Genomic DNA, 16,345 nt, shown 5'->3' with positions numbered 1-16,345 from the left:
TGAATGAATTGACCTCCAGTCAAACTGTCGAAAAAGGAAGAATAGATGGAAAATCGTCGGTCAAGCTCCACTTTGCGGTCTCGCCGCGCCAAACTGCTGGCCGGTGCAGTCGTACTCGGTGCGGCCGGTCTCATGACCGTGCAGACCATTGTGCCGGCGCAACTGGCACAAGCAACGCCAGTCCGGATCGATAACGCCGCACCTGCCGATTTCTCTGATGTCGTCGGAGCCGTGAGTCCGGCTGTTGTCAGTGTGCAGGTGAAACAGGCTGCTGAGCCCCGGATGATGAATTTCAACGGCGGCAACAACTTCCGTGACTTCTTCGAGGATCTGCCGAACGGTCACCCGTTCGAGCGTTTCTTCCGTGACTTCGGCGAACGTGGCGGCGAAGAAGGCCGGCCGCAACGCCGCGCGCCGCGCCAATACGGCATGTCCCAGGGGTCCGGCTTCTTTATCTCCGCGGATGGGTTTGTTGTGACCAACCAGCACGTGATCGACAAGGGCACTGAATTCACAGTGATCGATCATGAGGGCGAAGAGTATGACGCTGTCCTGATCGGCGCTGACAAGCGCACGGATCTTGCGCTTCTGAAAATCGAAAGCGGCAAGGACTTCACCTATGTCGACTTTGCCGATGAGGCACCAGAAGTCGGCGAGTGGACCGTTGCCATCGGCAACCCGTTTGGTCTCGGTGGATCGGTAACCGCAGGCATCGTGTCTGCACGTGGCCGTGACATCGGCGCTGGTCCGTATGACGACTTCATCCAGATCGATGCTCCGGTGAACCGCGGCAACTCCGGTGGACCGGCGTTCAACATGAACGGTGAGGTCATTGGTGTGAACGCTGCGATCTTCTCGCCGTCCGGCGGCAACGTCGGCATTGCATTCGCCATCCCGGCCTCCACGGCTCAGGATGTCATCATGGAACTGAAGGACGGTGGCACGGTCGTGCGCGGCTGGCTCGGTGTTCAGATCCAAAACGTGACCGATGACATTGCCGAAAGCCTTGGTCTTGATGAAGCGCACGGTGCAATCGTTTCTGAAGCCCAGGAAGGCAGCCCTGCGGCCAAGGCTGGTCTGAGGTCCGGTGACACGATCCTGGAAGTAGAAGGCGCGAAGGTCGATGGCCCGCGTGATCTGTCCAAGATCATTGCCGCCTATGACCCAGACACCACGGTGGAAATCACCGTTTGGCGCAACGGCAAGGAGCAGGACATCGATGTGACCCTCGGTCGCCTGCAAGATCAGCAGCAAGCTGCTGCCCAGCCGGAAGCTGTGGAACCTGAAAACACCAGCCTGGACGACATGGGTCTTGTCCTGACGTCCAAGACAGATGCGGGCCTGGAAGGCAGTGGCGTCCTGATCGCTGACATTGATCCGGACAGTCCGGCCGCTGAGAAGCGCCTCAGCCGCGGTGATGTGATCCTTGAAGTCGCCGGCATGCCGGTCAATTCGCCGGAAGACGTCATCAAGGCGGTGAAGAAGGCGGAAGAAGATGGCCGCAAGGCAGTCTTGTTCCGGGTCGAAAGCAACGACAACACCCGGTTTGTGGCTCTGCCCATGAACCTGGCCTGATCAGGGCCGGTCCTGCACCGGCCTCTGAGAGCAAGACCGGTCTGCCCTCTGCCCCCAACCCCGACGGGCCGGTCTTGCGAATTGATGGCTGGCAACAGTGTTCACATCCGCATTGTTGCCAGCCCTTTTCTTTATCCTCTCACTCGCGGTAAAAGAGAGCCATGTTGCAGATTCTTGTGATTGAAGACGACCACGAAGCAGCCAACTACCTTGCCAAGGGTTTGAGCGAGCTTGGTCACAGGGCCGACAAGGCGGACGACGGCGACACCGGTCTGCAAATGGCGCTTGATCGCGACTACGACATCTTGATCGTCGATCGCATGTTGCCCAAACGCGATGGCCTCGCCGTGATCGAGGAATTGCGGAAAAGCGGCAATCATACGCCGGTCCTGATCCTGTCAGCGCTCGGTCAGGTTGATGACCGCGTCACCGGCTTGAAGGCGGGTGGAGATGATTATCTGCCGAAGCCCTATGCTTTCACAGAATTGCAGGCGCGCGTCGAAGCGTTGGCGCGGCGTCCGAAGTCTGCCAGCCAGGTAGAGACCACCTACACGGTCGGTGACCTGACGCTGGACCGTATGGCCCACTCCTGCCGCCGCGGTGACATGGAAATACCGCTGCAGCCACGCGAGTTCCGTTTGCTGGAATATCTGATGCAGCACGCGGGCCAGGTTGTGACCCGGACAATGCTTCTGGAGAATGTCTGGGAGTATCATTTCGATCCTCAGACCAATGTCATCGACGTCCACATTTCGCGTCTGCGCGGCAAGATCGACAAAGGGTTCGACGTACCGCTGCTCCACACGATCCGCGGTGCCGGATACACCATCCGTGACACGGCTCACTAGGTTTACCCGGACAACAGCGTTCAAGCTGTCACTGCTTTACATCGCAGTGTTCACGCTGTTGTCGGGCTTCCTGCTTGTCTACATTTCCGAAAATACAGACCACTTGATGTCGGAGCAGGTGGTTCAGACCATCGACGCCGAACTCAAGGGCTTGTCGGATATATATGTTCGCGGCGGTGTGCGCGATCTGGTGGAGACCATCGACCGGCGGTCGCGCCATCCAGATGCCAGCCTCTACCTTCTTGTTGATTTTGCGGGCAATGCCCTGGTTGGCAACATCGCCCGCCTTCCAACCACTGTTCTGGAAGAGGCCGACGGCGGTATCCGCCGGGTTCACTACACCCGCCTCGGGCAGGACAGCCCGGACACACAACGCCAGGCAATGGTCCGGACCTTTGAACTGCGCGGCGGATTTCGTCTGCTGGTCGGTCGTGACCTTGGCGAACAACTTCGGTTTTCTCACCTTCTCGGCAATGCACTTCGCCTATGGCTGATCGTTGTCGTCGCCATGGGTGCGATCACCTGGCTTTTTGTCAGCCGGCGCGTGATGAAGCGGATCGACGAGATTACAGACACCAGCCGAACGATCATGACCGGCGATCTGACCGGACGATTGCCGATTGCCGGCAATGATGATGAGTTTGACCGGTTGGCTGTCAGCCTGAACACGATGCTCGACCGGATCGAGCTTCTGATGCGGTCCATGAAGGATGTGACCGACAATATCGCACATGATCTGAAGACGCCGCTCACACGCTTACAGACTCGCGTGGAGACAGCCCTGCGGCAGGCGGAAGGGCAAAACTGCTACAAAGAGGCGCTTGAAGAAACGCTCAGTGAAACTGACCACTTGCTGAGGATCTTCAACGCGCTGTTGCGGATCGCCCGGATCGAATCCATGGCGCCTGGAGAGGTCATGGAGCGGACTGATATCAACAACCTTATCAATGAAGTCTCCGAGCTCTACGAGCCGCTGGTTGAAGATGAAGGGGGCGTGTTGGAGACCCAAGTATCCGACGGTCTCGAAGCCATCTGCCAAAAAGATCTGGTGTTTCAGGGGCTGGTCAACCTGATCGAGAATGCCCTGAAATACGGACGCCCGAAGGATGGAGAGTTCCGGATCAGGATTTCTGCTGAAGAACATGAGGGCCGTGTGGTGTTGAGTGTCTCCGACACAGGTCCCGGAATCCCGGAAAAGGATCAGGATCGGGTCAAAGACCGGTTTGTCCGTCTTGACGAAAGCCGCTCTGAGCCGGGAACCGGTTTGGGATTGAGCTTGGTCAAGGCCGTTGCCCGCTTGCATGGTGGAGAGTTGCAGCTCACAAATGGGGACCCGGGCCTTGTCGCCCGGATCGATCTTACCCGGGCCAAACCGGGGAGCAGCGGGAGCAGCAATGGGCACGGCGGAAAATCAGACGGGGCAGAGCCAAAACCGGAATGAGCCGGGGCAACACCAGCCGCTTATGGCGCGGATTTCGATCATTCCGCCCGTTGCAGACCCGGATCACGCGCAGCTTTTCCTGAACGATATCCTTGCCCAGCCCGAGGCCGGCGCAGATGTGAAAGCGCTGCTTGAGGACAAGCCCGACCTCGCGCGCCTGCTGCTTGGCGTCATCGGAAACTCGCCGTATTTGCGAGACCTGATGACTGCGAACGCCGCACGATTGCTGAGCATCCTCACCGATTCACCTGAACGCCGGCTCGCAGACTTGCTGGCAACAGCGCAGGAAACGACCGCCGAAGACGAGGCGGGGATCACACGGGCGCTTCGTCTGTTGAAACAGGATCTGGCCTTAACGCTGGGACTGGCCGACATTGGGGGTGCCATAGATCTTGATCAGGTGACCCATGCACTTGCAGGTTTTGCAGATGCAGCGCTGACCGCATCGATTCGGTTCTGCCTCAATGACTTGACCCGGCGCGGCAAGTTTGAGCCGAAGGATCCGGAGAAACCGGAAGTCGACTCGGGCCTGATTGTGCTCGCCATGGGCAAGCACGGTGCAAATGAGCTGAACTACTCCTCCGACATTGACCTCATTGTACTGTACGAGCCGGACAAAGCGCCAATGGCTGGATCCGCCGAGGCCCCGGTAGAGTTTGTGCGGCTGACCCGGCGTCTCGTAAAAATCATGCAGGACCGGACGGCGGATGGATACGTGTTCCGCACAGACCTGCGTTTACGGCCGGACCCAGGTGCCACACCGCTCGCCATGTCGGTTCCCGCAGCTCTTGTCTATTACGAGTCGCTTGGCCAGAACTGGGAGCGCGCGGCGCTTATCAAGGCGCGGCCCTGTGCCGGGGATATTCCGGCCGGTGAGGCCTTCTTGAAGGAAATCGTGCCGTTCATCTGGCGCAAGTATCTCGACTTTGCAGCGATTGCCGACGTGCAATCGATCAAGCGCCAGATCCACATGCACAAGGGCCATGGCGCAATTGCGGTTGCTGGTCATAACGTCAAACTTGGCCGTGGCGGCATTCGCGAGGTCGAGTTTTTCGTTCAGACCCAGCAGTTGATCGCCGGGGGGCGCAATCCGGAACTGCGCGGCCGCCGGACCCTCGATATGTTGCAAGGGTTGACCAAGGCCGACTGGATCCGCCCAAAGGCACGGGACGAACTCACCAGCGCCTACCGGTTTTTGAGAACCGTCGAACACCGTATCCAGATGCTCAATGACGAGCAGACCCAGCTCTTGCCCAAAGACGCGGAAGGTTTGACCCGCATCGCGTCCTTGATGGGATACGAAACGCTAGATGGCTTCAAGACGGATCTGCTTGGTCATTTCCAGAACGTTCAGCATCACTATGCGGAGCTGTTTGAAGATGAGCCAGGGCTCTCGTCCGAGACAGGCAACCTGGTGTTCACAGGCGATGACCATGATCCGGACACGCTGGAAACCCTGTCGAAGCTTGGCTTCCAGCAGCCAGCGGAAGCTGCTGCCATCGTCAAGGCGTGGCATTTCGGGCGGTATCCGTGCACTCGCTCGACAAAGGCCCGCGAACGTCTGACAGAGATGCATCCGGCTTTGTTGACTGCTCTTGCAGCCACGGATAACGCAGACGCAGCGCTCCGCGCTTTTGACAGTTTCATGGCCAAACTGCCGGCCGGGGTGCAGCTGTTCTCACTTCTGCGCTCCAATCCGCAACTCCTCACACTGCTCGCGACAACCATGGGCGCGGCGCCGCGCATGGCGGACACGGTGTCCAAACGGGTGCATGTCCTGGACGCGGTTCTGGATCCGGCATTTTTTGGTGCCATGCCAAGCGTTGACGAGTTTAGAGCCGGACTGGACCGGACACTGTCACAGTCGCAGTTCTATGAAGAGGCTCTTGATCGGGCCCGCATCTTTGCGCAGGAGCAGCAGTTCCTCATCGGTCTGCGCCTGATCTCCGACACGCTATCCGCGGACCGGGTCGGTTTTGCGCTCGCCCGTCTTGCAGAGGTCGTGGTTGACCGGATCATGACGCAGGTAATCGCTCATGTCGGCGAGACCCATGGAACCGTGCCTGGCGGGGAGGTTGCTGTTCTTGCCATGGGCAAGCTTGGCGGTCGTGAAATGACAGCGGCCTCTGATCTGGACCTGATCCTGCTTTATGAAGCCCCTGAGGACGTCAGACAGTCTGACGGAAAACGGCCGCTCGCCATCAGCCAGTATTACACGCGCCTCACACAGCGGCTGGTCACGGCCTTGTCCGCGCCAACGGCCGAAGGGTCCCTCTACGAAGTTGATTTCCGTTTGCGCCCATCCGGCAATGCGGGACCGCTCGCGACCAACCTGGACGGCTTCATTGCCTATCAGGAAAAGGATGCCTGGACCTGGGAGCACATGGCTCTGACGAGAGGAAGGGTGATTGCATCGACGTCCGATGCCTTCAGGCAAAAGATCCAGGACAGCATTTGTGGAACATTGGTTCAGCCGAGAGACCTGAAAAATCTGGCCGATGATGTCCGGTCCATGCGCGCAAAGATCGAAAAAGAGAAAGGGACCAAGGACATCTGGGACTTGAAACAGGTGGCGGGCGGTCTGGTCGATATTGAGTTCATTGCACAGTTCCTGCAGCTCGAAAATGCATATGAGAGCCGAAGTGTTCTGGCTCAAGGAACCGAACAGGCTTTGGAGAACTTGCGGGACAGCGGCTTTCTGGAAAATGGAGATGCCGGAAACCTTCTAGAGGCCTTGCGGCTCTATCACCGCCTAACCCAGGTTCTGCGGTTGGCTTTGTCTGGAAAATTTGTTCCTGCCGATGCCCCGCGCGGTGTGCTCGATCTACTGCTTCAGGCTTCGGGCAGTCCGGCTTTTGAGCGCCTTGAGGCTGAGTTGAATGAGATGCAGCAAGGTGTCCGGGCCATCTTTGAAAGGCTCGTTGGCCCCGTCGAAATCATCGAGGCCGCGCTAACATCGCAGTAAGTAAATGCCCCTTTGCCGTGCTCGCTGGTCATAGGCCGCGCTCAAAGGCAAAGGGGCCGAAATGTGTTTATCCGCGGCCTGCGTTCATGCCGCCGTCGTGTTCTTGACCGAAGAAAGTGCCGCCCAGCTGGCCGCCGGTGCTCGAATTTTCCGCGACTTTCTTGATGCGCTCGGCTTCTTTTTTGATCTCAACTTCGCGTTTTTCACGGTCTGTCATCATGTCTCTTTTCAGTTTCATGAGCCTTGTAAACGCGCGAAGCCAAACTTCGTTCCAAAGAAATTCAGGATGTGGCCTGTAGATGCCTTTAAGTGGTGGTTTCAACTGGTGCACTTAAGGCTTGTTTGCGTGCGCGCGCTCGTGTAGGGACAGCATCGTCCGGCGGCCAATTTCTCAACGCGCAGTTATCCGATTGCGCGACCCCTTTGTATTTCCCGGAGTATTTCAGTTGATTTTCCCGACATCTGACGCGATCCGCAATCCGGAGCGCACAGCGAAGCTTTCTTTGCAAAACGGCCGGAGAATGGCCTGGTCCGAGTGGGGACCGGAGACCGGTAAGCCGGTTCTATTCATTTCAGGGGCCGGAACTGCTGGGTCGCTTGGTTTTGGCGCTGACTGTCTCGATGAGCTGAACATTCGCCTGATCGCTCCGGACCGGCCGGGCCTTGGCGGCTCTGACCCGGACCCCGGCAAAACCCTGCAAAGCGTTTCTGATGATTTCGCTGAAATGATCTGGCACCTGGGACCTGGCTCAATCCCGGTTGTGGCCGTCTCGCAGGGAGTGCCCTTTGCACTGGCGCTTGCTGCCGGTGGGCCGGTCAGTCGGTTGGCGGTGGTCTCCGGGCAGGATGAGCTGTCCAGGCCGGAGTTCTTCAATGGTTTGCCAGACCAGCTTCAGCAGATGGTCCGGGATGCCGAGGACGATCCCAAGGCATTAATTGCAATGCTCGAGGGCTTTGCCGATCCGGATAGCTTTCTGGAGTTCATTATCTCAACCAGCTCTGCGCTGGATCAGGGGATCTATTCGTCCGAACCTTTCCGTTCGGCCTTCAAAGCCGCTCTGGACCGTGGTTTTGCGCAAGGGGCGACCGGCTATGCCCTCGATACGGTTGCTGCAATGGGGCCATGGTCGTTCACTTGGGACGCAATCACCTGTCCCGTGGATCTCTGGTATGGCGGGAAGGATGCAAGCCCGGTCCATTCACCTGACGGCGGGGCGCTGATGGCATCCCGTCTCAAGCATGCGAACCGGCATTTCTTTGAGAATGAGGGCGGCTCTCTGCTCTGGGCGCGCTCTCGGGAAATTCTAACCGTTCTTGTCGAGGCGGATTAGGTTCAAACACAAGGTCTGGGCTTCAATAACGGTTGGCATTGACGAAAAATCCCCGGCCTTGGGCCGGGGACAGTGCGGTTTTGAACGTATTTTACCGGCTAGAAGCCCTGCAAAGCGATCTTGCTTATGCTGCCGCAACATCGTCCAGGAAGCGGTCAACGGCCTGCTTCAATGCTTCGGTCTTGGTGTTCAAATCATCCGATGCGGTCACAACTTCACCGGCCGAGGTATTGGTCCGGCCGACCGCGTCGGTCAGTTCCGTGACATTGTCAGTCACCACTTCTGTGCCCTCGGATGTTTGCTGGATGTTCCGGGAGATCTCAGACGTGGCCGAACCCTGTTGTTTGACTGCGGCCGCAATCGCGCTGGTGTAGCTGTTGACCTCGTCCATCGTCTCGGTGATCGAGCCGATGGCATCCGCGGACTCCTGCGTCGCAATCTGGATCGCGGCAATTTGCGAGGAGATTTCTTCGGTCGCTTTTGACGTCTGTGTTGCCAGTTCCTTGACTTCGGCGGCAACAACGGCAAAGCCCTTGCCCGCTTCACCGGCGCGGGCCGCCTCGATGGTCGCGTTCAGGGCGAGTAGGTTGGTTTGCTCCGCAATTGCTTGGATGAGTGTGACCACTTCTCCAATCTTGGAAGCCGATGCGGACAGGCCTTCGACTTTCTCGTTTGTGGTCCGGGTGCCTTCGGTGGCGCGGCCAACCACATCCGTGGTGCGCGCGACCTGTGCGCTGATTTCGCCAATGGATGCTGCGAGTTCTTCGGCGGCAGAGGCGACCGTCTGAACATTATGAGCCGCGTCGCTGGACGCTGTGAGCGTGTCATTTGCGCGCGAGGCGCTGTCACGGGCAATCCCGGTGAGGTTCTGTGCGGTCCGGTCCAGCCGTTCAGCCGTTGTGCCCACTGAGCCGAGCAGATCTTGTGCGGTCGCACGAAAGTCCGTGATCAGTGTGTCGACCAATTGCTGCCTTGTTTGCCGCGCGGATTGCTCTGCTTCTTGTTCCTGACGCAGGCGCGCGCGTTCCTGTGCGTTGGTTTTGAAGACCTCGACGGTCCGGCTCATTTCACCGATCTCGTCCAAACGGGTCGTCTCCGGGATCTCCATGTCCCTTTCACCACCAGCGAGGCGTGCCATGACGTGTGTGAGCGAACGGATCGGACGTGTGATTGCGAGGCTTAGGACATATGCCAGAAGGACCCCTGTTCCAATGGCGATAACAAGGGCGAGCGCGATCTGAAACAACGCGTTCTGGCTGGCCGTGCGGGTCACAACCGATTGATTGGCAGCAATCGCGAGGATGTCGGCACCAATCTCATTTGACAGGGATTGCAGTTGAGCGAGCAACATATCCCTTTTTGTCTTTGTCGCCACGATCTCGTCAAACGCTTCAGAGAAATCCATGGACGCCTTGAGAACCAGGGCGATGGTATCAGCGGTTTCCGGGATAGCCTTGCTGCTGTCTTCCAGAGTTGCGGAGATCAATCGGAGTTGGTCAGCAGCGTGACGTACCTCATCTGAATTTGCGCTGCTCAAGCCGGTTGCATATTCCACAGTACCCGAGCGGATGACCGTCGTGGATTGAGCCAAGGCGATCGCCTGTTGTCCTATCCCGGTGAGTGCCGCCAACCGTGCCTGGGTATCTGTGGCGTTTGCCAGTTCCTCATCGAATGTTTCGTAGATCGAGATCCGGGCGCTTAGTCCACCTTCCTGAAGCAGGGCCAAGAGGTCTGCAACAGTCTTCTTTTTACCTGCCCGGTTAAACAGGTTTGTTTCTCCGAGAAGGTCCGAAAGAGCGGTTGGAAACGCTCTGGCGCTGTTCGCCAGGAGCTTGGTGGTTTCTGGGGGCAATGTCGAAAGATCAGCATTTTCAAGCGTCTCTGCAGCTGCAATCATCTGTGTCATGCCGGCATCGATTTCGTCCATGACATCATCTGTGAGCTCCTTGAGTTTGAATTTTCCGCCATAACCAAACTTCGGAGCAAGAAAGTCGGCTTGAGCCTGCAACTCTACAGCTGCGCGACCCAACATGCGGGCCGTGTCCTGGGTTACCTTTGCTGTTTGGGCTGCAGTTGCTGCGGACTGCTGTTCATTTGCGACAGCCTTTCCGATCTGCTCCGTTAAAGCCGAGAGTTCTGATGCTGTAAACAAAACTGTGTCCAGGGCAGCGGCTTGAACACCGATCGCGACTGCGAGTTCCTGGAACGTCCGTTCGAGTTCTTTAACGTTTTCCTTTGCGGCGTTCATGTTACGGGTCAAAGCTGGATCGTCAACAATCGCGCCGTCAAGCGATTGCAGCGATCCGTGAAGTGCGCGCAGTTCGGTCAACGCGGCGTCGGCGTTCTTCTCGTCGGGTGCCTTTAAGTAAAGCTCCCGGGCGTTGGCCGCTTGATTTAGGTCCGCCAGAGCTGAAGACGTCTGGTTCAGTGTCTGTGTGCGGTCTTTAAGTCCAAGTATCGTAAGGGTCGCGACACCGCCTACTATTGCAGCCAGCATGAGGATAGCTGTAAAACCGCCCCAGACTTTGTAAGGAAGTCTTATATTATTGGTAAATCTTGCAATGAAAATCATTTGATTACCCAGAGTAAGAATTGAATGATTGGCTTTGGTTGAAGAAATAATTATTGCAACAAGTGAATCAGACGTAAAAATTGCTGAAATATGGCGGGTATATACCATTGGTTTAGGCGGCTTATTTGAGGTTTTACTTACGGGTGTGACTAAAAATATGTCATTACCTATGGAAAATGCATAGATATTTACTTAGCGGGCAAAATATATGTTGTGTGGATAAATCGACGCAATTCGCGGAAGGCGCAGCTATGTCCGAGCGAGCAGCGCTTTACTATGATGGATATGAAGCCACGCGGGAGAGGGGCGCTGGAAGCCAAAGACGGCGCGTTGATCAGGCAGACTGCGCGATCTGAGTGCTGTCGGTGCGGGCCAGCGGCAGCGAAAAGCTGACAACGGTCCCTTTCTTGACCTCAGATTCAATGGCCAGTTTTCCGCCGTGCAATTCAACCAGAGAGCGGGCAATTGCAAGGCCCAGTCCGGACCCCTGGTGGGTCTTTGTGAACTGGTTTTCTACTTGAACAAACGGCTTGGCCAACCGTTCTATATCGCGCTCCGAGATGCCAATTCCGGTATCGGCCACTTCAAAGCGGACTTTGTCGCCGCGCGGGCGGGCCTTCAGGGTGACGGTTCCATTGTCCGGTGTGAACTTAACGGCATTGGCGAGAAGGTTGAGCAGCACCTGTTTCAGCGCGCGTTTGTCGACGTCGACATGAAGGTTGTCGGCAACGTCTGCAGAAATGGCGATGTTCTTTTCCGTAGCGGCGCCCGTGATGATCCGCGCCGCGTCTTCCGCAGCTTCGCTTGCGTTGACCACTTCGGTTTCGATCGACATCCGGCCGGCTTCGATCTTCGACATGTCGAGGATGTCGTTGATCACATTTAACAGGTAGGTGCCGGAAGAGTAGATGTCCTTGCAATAATCCGTATACCGGTCTGTACCGAGCGGGCCGAACATCTCCTGAGTCATGATGTCGGAGAAGCCGATGATCGCATTCAGCGGAGTTCGCAGCTCATGTGAGATGTTGGCAAGGAATTCAGACTTCGCCTGGTTGGCGGCTTCCGCGCGCGTCTTTTCTTCCTGATACTTTTCGGCCATTTCGGAAAGTTGGCGGGTCTGAACTTCAAGGATCTTGCGGGAGCGCTGCAAGTCCGTAACCGAAGCTTTCAGGCGTTTTTCCGATTCCGTCAGGCGCTCTTCGTGCTTTTTCAGCGCTGTGATGTCCGTACCCACAGAAACGAAGCCGCCGTCCTTGGTCCGTCGTTCAGAGATTTGCAGCCAGCGACCGTCTTCCAGCTGTGCCTCATAAGATCCTTCCGGCCCGCCCTGACGTTTGCTGAGTTGGACCGGCTGCGGAGAAACCGCACCGTTTTCGGCTGCTGCCAGAACATCCTTGTAGGGCGTTCCCGGCTTCACGGCGCTTTGAGGCAGGTTGTGCAAGGACTGATAGTTGGAGTTGCAAATCACCAGTTCGTTGCGGGCGTTCCAGAGAACGAAGGCTTCGGAGATGGTCTCAATCGCATCGCGCAGGCGCAGGTCCGCCATCTGGCTTTGCTCTGCAAGCAAATGCTGCTCGGTGATGTCGAGGCAAATGCCGATGAGATGCGGCTCGGCACGGCCTGGATCCATCTGTATTTCGCCGCGGGCGCGGAGCCAGATCCAGCTGCCGTCGGCGTGGCGCATGCGGAATGTCTCATCGACCAGCGTTTCACCGCTTTCCAGGAGATGCTCTGCCAGTCCGAGAAGGTCGATGTCGTCCGGGTGCGTGAGGTCGGAGACTTCTGCAAAGCTCAAGATGTCATCCTTGGGCTCACGGCCAAGGAGTTCGTAAAGCGACGAAGACCAGAACATGCGGCCGCGCGAGAGATCCCAATCGAAGAGACCGCAGCGGCCATGGGTGAGGGCTGTGTCTATGCGGGCCCGGGTCGCCGCATAGTTCTCGTCCGCCTGTTCGGCGCGCGATGCTTGGCTGAAAAAGCCGTAGATTATCGCCAAGAGGACCAGCGAGATTCCCACATAGAGTGTGACATTGGCAGACAGGGCACTGCGCCAGTCTGCAAATACGACCGACTCTGGCTGCAGGACGGCAATCATGCCGAGTTCGCCGTCAAGGTGGCGGACAGTAGCCAGCACAGGTTCCGGGCCGTCGCGGCCGGTCAGGATCACCGGAATGGAAAGAACGCCAGCGCGTTCGCCAAACACAGTTAAGGGCTGCGCCGGACCAAGAAGGTCGGTGAGCGGGCGGCCTTCCAGAGAAGGCTGCAGCGGTGCGGACGCTGCGATCGTGCCGTTCGTATCGGAAATCAGAAAGATGCGGCCCTTGCTGGTCGCGCCGGAGGGAAGGCTGTCTGCAAGGATACGCTTCAGTGTCGTCCGGTAACCTGCTACCGGGAGATCTTTCCCGGATGCATTGAGGGGAGGTGCGACAACAGAAGCCATAAGGCTGAGGGTGGTTTCTGCCTCTGATCGCGCGGCTTCATGGTCCCCGATGAGCTCGCCTGTGCGATAAACAGCCAAAAAAACCAGAAACAGGATGGCGAGGGCCGGGATCAACCGGCGCATCAGGCCATCAGAGCGTTCAAGGTGATGATGGGCGGAAGACACGAAGTTGAGCCAGAACGCTTTTTGTGCGCCCGTGCTGGTTTTACGTCCTGAATCCTTAGCGCTGCGCCGCCCGGTAGCGGAGCCCGCAAATGCTCTTGACATAGGAAGTGTGCCTCAATTCCGTCGCTCCGAAGCTGAGCTCCGAATCACTTCCATTTGAATCAAATCGTCAGTATTTGTCTAGAGTCGTAGAAGAAGAAAATGGTTAACAAGGCGCGCTTTTACCAGAGCTCTTGTTAACGTTTCCAAATATAGCAACTTACTGCAATGTCCGCTCGACAATGTCACGACAGTCTCTCGACAGTTCTTCGCTTGAAGAAACCCTCAAGAGGGCAGATTCAGCAAGGGATGATCTCCGGTCCTCCAAAGCTCTCCAGGAGCGGAAGCTTGTCAATAATCGCGAGGCCACCTGCGGATTTCTTTTGTCAATTTCCAGAACTGATTCGGCAATAAGCTTGAAACCTTTGCCGTCAGGGCGTGAAAACTGTGTCGGGTTCCCGGTGGCAAAGGAGTGCAGCACGGCGCGAACGCGGTTCGGATTGCTGGGCTCATAAAGCGGATCAGCGATCAAGTCTTGCACCACTTGAAGCGTGTCATCGCGCGGGGCTGTTGCGCGCGCTGAGAACCATTTGTCCATGGCAAGTGCGCTGCTCTCATGGCGGGCGCGGAATGCCTGAAGCGCGCCAGATGCGCCGTCGAAACCGTGGTGTATGAGTAAGGTCAGTGCCATGATCCGGTTGGTCATGTTGTTGGCGTTTTTGAACCGGTCATTGACCAGAGCAACGGCATCCGGATCGCTTGAGTGGGCATGATAGTTCAGAGCCCGGTTGGACAGAGCGCGTTTTCCGGTAGAGGCTGCGTCCGGGGAAAATGCGCTGTCTTTTGCGTAATCCCGCGCCAATGGCAACAGAAGGGATTGCAGCTCATCTGCAATTTCGGCAATCAAGCCGGATCGGGCGATATGAATAGCACCCGGATCGACATTGTTGCCGATCTCCTGGGCAGTATCTGTTTCGCTTGGCAACGTTAGTGCCTGGGCTTTGAGCGCAGGGTCGAGACGGTCATCCTCCAGCACGGTCTGAAGAACGGCGACAAGATCTGTAGCGCTTGCGAAATCCGTGTCGCGGCGCACCGCGTCGGTGCGCGCAAGAAGGGTTTGAGTGGCCAGTGTCTGGACGGCTTGCCAGCGATTGTAAGGGTCGCTGTCGTGCTTTGCCAGGAACGCCAAGTCGTCAGCCGACTGGTCCTGGGTCAGACGCACAGGAGCGGAGAAGCCGCGCAAAAGGGAGACCTTCGGGGTGTCAGGCATATTCTGGAAGGTGATCGTTTGCGTCGATTTCTCAAGCAGAATAACGTCGCCGATCACATCCGCACCGTCCACCGTCGTAATCCCGAGATCCTGGCCATTGGGTCCAAGAAGGCCAAATTTCAGTGGGATCACGGCCGCCTTTGCCGATTTTTGTCCCGGCAATGGCGGGATCTCCTGGGAGAGGGTCAGCGTGAAGCTTTTGTTTTCCGGATTGTGGGCGGTTTTGACCGACACGGTCGGTGTGCCGGCCTGTTCATACCAGAGTGAAAACTGCTCAAGATCATTGCCAGTGGCATCTTCGAAACATTTCAGAAATGCTTCGATCGTGGTGGCTTCGCCGTCGTGGCGGTCGAAGTACAGGTCCAATCCGGACCGGAAGCCGTCTTCGCCGAGCAGCGTTTGCAGCATCCGGACGATTTCGGCGCCTTTTTCATAGACCGTCGCGGTGTAGAAGTTGTTGATTTCCTGATAGGATCGCGGTCTCACCGGATGGGCCAGCGGGCCGGCGTCCTCAGGAAACTGGTGCATTTTCAAGAGTTTCACATCCGCGATCCGTTTTACCGGACGCGAGCGCATGTCGGCTGAAAACTCCTGGTCCCGGAAAACGGTGAGGCCTTCCTTCAGGCACAGCTGGAACCAATCCCGGCAGGTGATCCGGTTGCCGGTCCAGTTGTGAAAGTATTCGTGGGCGATCACGGCCTCGATATTGGCGTAATCCTGATCGGTGGCCGTCTCAGGATCGGCAAGCACGTACTTGTCGTTGAAGATGTTGAGGCCCTTGTTCTCCATCGCCCCCATGTTGAAGTCCGACACGGCAACAATGTTGAAAACATCAAGATCATATTCGCGGCCAAATGCCTCCTCATCCCAGCGCATGGAGCGTTTGAGCGAATCCATGGCCCAGTCGCAGAGCGCCTGCTTGCCATGCTCGACAAAGATATTGAGCTCGACCTGCCTGCCGGACGCGGTGGTGAAGCTGTCCGTGATATTTGCTAAGTCCCCGGCCACCAGAGCGAACAGGTAGGCCGGTTTTGGATGGGGATCGTGCCAGATGGCATAGTGCCTGCCGGTGTCCGAAACCAAACCAGTCTCGATCAGGTTTCCATTCGCAAGCAGGACCGGGCAGGTATCGCGCGGGGCTTCCAGCCGGACTGTGTAGACACTGAGGACATCCGGGCGGTCCGGAAAATAGGTAATACGGCGGAACCCGTCGGCTTCACATTGGGTGCAGTAGGTGCCGGATGATCTGTAGAGCCCCATCAGCTGCGTGTTCGCATCCGGATTGAGTTCGGTGGTGATGGCCAATGTGAACCGGTCAGAAGTTGGCGGAACGAGTTCAAGCGTAGAGGGAGTCACCCGATAGGCATCTTCCGGTAGAGTTACGCCATTTATCTCAATCGAGTGCAGTTTAAGGTTGTCGCCATCCAGGAGGAGGGGGGCACCGGGTTTGGTATCCGGTTGGCGGGCAATTTTCAGCTTGGCAACGACTTGGGTGGCTGTTGGGTCGAGAAGCACATTGAGGCTGACAGTCTCGATGCGGTAGGCCGGCGGCTGGTAGTCTTCCAGCTTGATGATGGTCGGCGTTTCTAATGGCATTGATGTCTCCGCGTGCGTCTCGCCTGTGTGAGGCAATCAGAGCCGCTGCTTGCAGGGTTCGGAACGGTTCGTCAATCGCCCAGCATCCCAATATGGCTGGCTG

10 protein-coding genes are annotated in these 16,345 nt (G+C 57.3%); 6 read left to right on the top strand and 4 right to left on the bottom strand.

Features of this window, described 5'->3' with window-relative positions:
• Positions 1–45 precede the first annotated feature (45 nt).
• From ACQY4Z_RS04080 to ACQY4Z_RS04065, 4 genes are all read left to right on the top strand, one after another.
• Entirely contained in the window at positions 46–1,575 is a 1,530-nt protein-coding gene (locus ACQY4Z_RS04080) for a Do family serine endopeptidase (protein ID WP_428526898.1), read from the top strand.
• 161 nt (positions 1,576–1,736) lie between these two features.
• Positions 1,737–2,423 carry a response regulator transcription factor gene (locus tag ACQY4Z_RS04075; RefSeq protein WP_428526896.1) on the top strand — a complete coding sequence of 229 codons (687 nt, stop codon included), beginning with the start codon at positions 1,737–1,739 and terminating at the stop codon, positions 2,421–2,423.
• Positions 2,407–3,864: a sensor histidine kinase gene (locus ACQY4Z_RS04070; protein ID WP_422018808.1), complete on the top strand. Its 1,458-nt coding sequence runs from the start codon at positions 2,407–2,409 to the stop codon at positions 3,862–3,864. The genes ACQY4Z_RS04075 and ACQY4Z_RS04070 overlap by 17 nt, the downstream gene beginning before the upstream one ends.
• Before the next feature lie 22 nt (positions 3,865–3,886).
• Positions 3,887–6,829, top strand: a complete 2,943-nt coding sequence (locus ACQY4Z_RS04065; protein ID WP_428529704.1) for a bifunctional [glutamine synthetase] adenylyltransferase/[glutamine synthetase]-adenylyl-L-tyrosine phosphorylase — start codon at positions 3,887–3,889, stop codon at positions 6,827–6,829.
• A 67-nt stretch (positions 6,830–6,896) separates the two neighbouring features.
• Here the strand turns inward: ACQY4Z_RS04065 and ACQY4Z_RS04060 are convergent, their stop codons facing one another.
• Complete coding sequence (locus ACQY4Z_RS04060) at positions 6,897–7,049, bottom strand: hypothetical protein (protein ID WP_428526894.1); 153 nt, start codon at positions 7,047–7,049, stop codon at positions 6,897–6,899.
• Between the two features lie 226 nt (positions 7,050–7,275).
• On the opposite strand from ACQY4Z_RS04060, the gene ACQY4Z_RS04055 reads away from it, so the two are divergent.
• Positions 7,276–8,160, top strand: coding sequence for an alpha/beta fold hydrolase (locus tag ACQY4Z_RS04055; protein ID WP_428526892.1), 885 nt, complete (start codon positions 7,276–7,278; stop codon positions 8,158–8,160).
• Between the two features lie 124 nt (positions 8,161–8,284).
• On the opposite strand, the gene ACQY4Z_RS04050 is transcribed toward ACQY4Z_RS04055, so the two are convergent.
• On the bottom strand, positions 8,285–10,657 hold the full coding sequence (locus tag ACQY4Z_RS04050) for a methyl-accepting chemotaxis protein (RefSeq protein ID WP_428526890.1): 2,373 nt from the start codon (positions 10,655–10,657) through the stop codon (positions 8,285–8,287).
• 103 nt (positions 10,658–10,760) lie between these two features.
• Here ACQY4Z_RS04050 and ACQY4Z_RS04045 point away from each other — a divergent pair, with 103 nt between their 5' ends.
• Positions 10,761–10,916: a hypothetical protein gene (locus ACQY4Z_RS04045; protein WP_428526888.1), complete on the top strand. Its 156-nt coding sequence runs from the start codon at positions 10,761–10,763 to the stop codon at positions 10,914–10,916.
• Positions 10,917–11,066: 150 nt separating this feature from the next.
• Here ACQY4Z_RS04045 and ACQY4Z_RS04040 read toward each other — a convergent pair whose 3' ends face one another.
• Entirely contained in the window at positions 11,067–13,439 is a 2,373-nt protein-coding gene (locus ACQY4Z_RS04040; protein ID WP_428526886.1) for an ATP-binding protein, read from the bottom strand.
• A 157-nt stretch (positions 13,440–13,596) separates the two neighbouring features.
• Entirely contained in the window at positions 13,597–16,242 is a 2,646-nt protein-coding gene (gene pepN / locus ACQY4Z_RS04035) for an aminopeptidase N (RefSeq protein ID WP_428526884.1), read from the bottom strand.
• Between the last annotated feature and the right edge of the window lie 103 nt (positions 16,243–16,345).

Source organism: Roseibium sp. (assembly GCF_965276855.1).
In the GTDB taxonomy this organism is placed as follows: domain Bacteria; phylum Pseudomonadota; class Alphaproteobacteria; order Rhizobiales; family Stappiaceae; genus Roseibium.
This window is presented reverse-complemented; position numbering and strand designations above follow the sequence as displayed.

What these genes read in the sequence shown, in the direction of transcription:
- ACQY4Z_RS04075 (WP_428526896.1), top strand. Translation starts at nt 1,737, where the DNA reads ATGTTGCAGATTCTTGTGATTGAAGACGACCACGAAGCAGCCAACTAC.
- ACQY4Z_RS04060 (WP_428526894.1), bottom strand. Translation starts at nt 7,049, where the DNA reads ATGATGACAGACCGTGAAAAACGCGAAGTTGAGATCAAAAAAGAAGCC.
- pepN (WP_428526884.1), bottom strand. Translation starts at nt 16,242, where the DNA reads ATGCCATTAGAAACGCCGACCATCATCAAGCTGGAAGACTACCAGCCG.
- ACQY4Z_RS04040 (WP_428526886.1), bottom strand. Translation starts at nt 13,439, where the DNA reads ATGTCAAGAGCATTTGCGGGCTCCGCTACCGGGCGGCGCAGCGCTAAG.
- ACQY4Z_RS04080 (WP_428526898.1), top strand. Translation starts at nt 46, where the DNA reads ATGGAAAATCGTCGGTCAAGCTCCACTTTGCGGTCTCGCCGCGCCAAA.
- ACQY4Z_RS04065 (WP_428529704.1), top strand. Translation starts at nt 3,887, where the DNA reads ATGGCGCGGATTTCGATCATTCCGCCCGTTGCAGACCCGGATCACGCG.
- ACQY4Z_RS04050 (WP_428526890.1), bottom strand. Translation starts at nt 10,657, where the DNA reads ATGCTGGCTGCAATAGTAGGCGGTGTCGCGACCCTTACGATACTTGGA.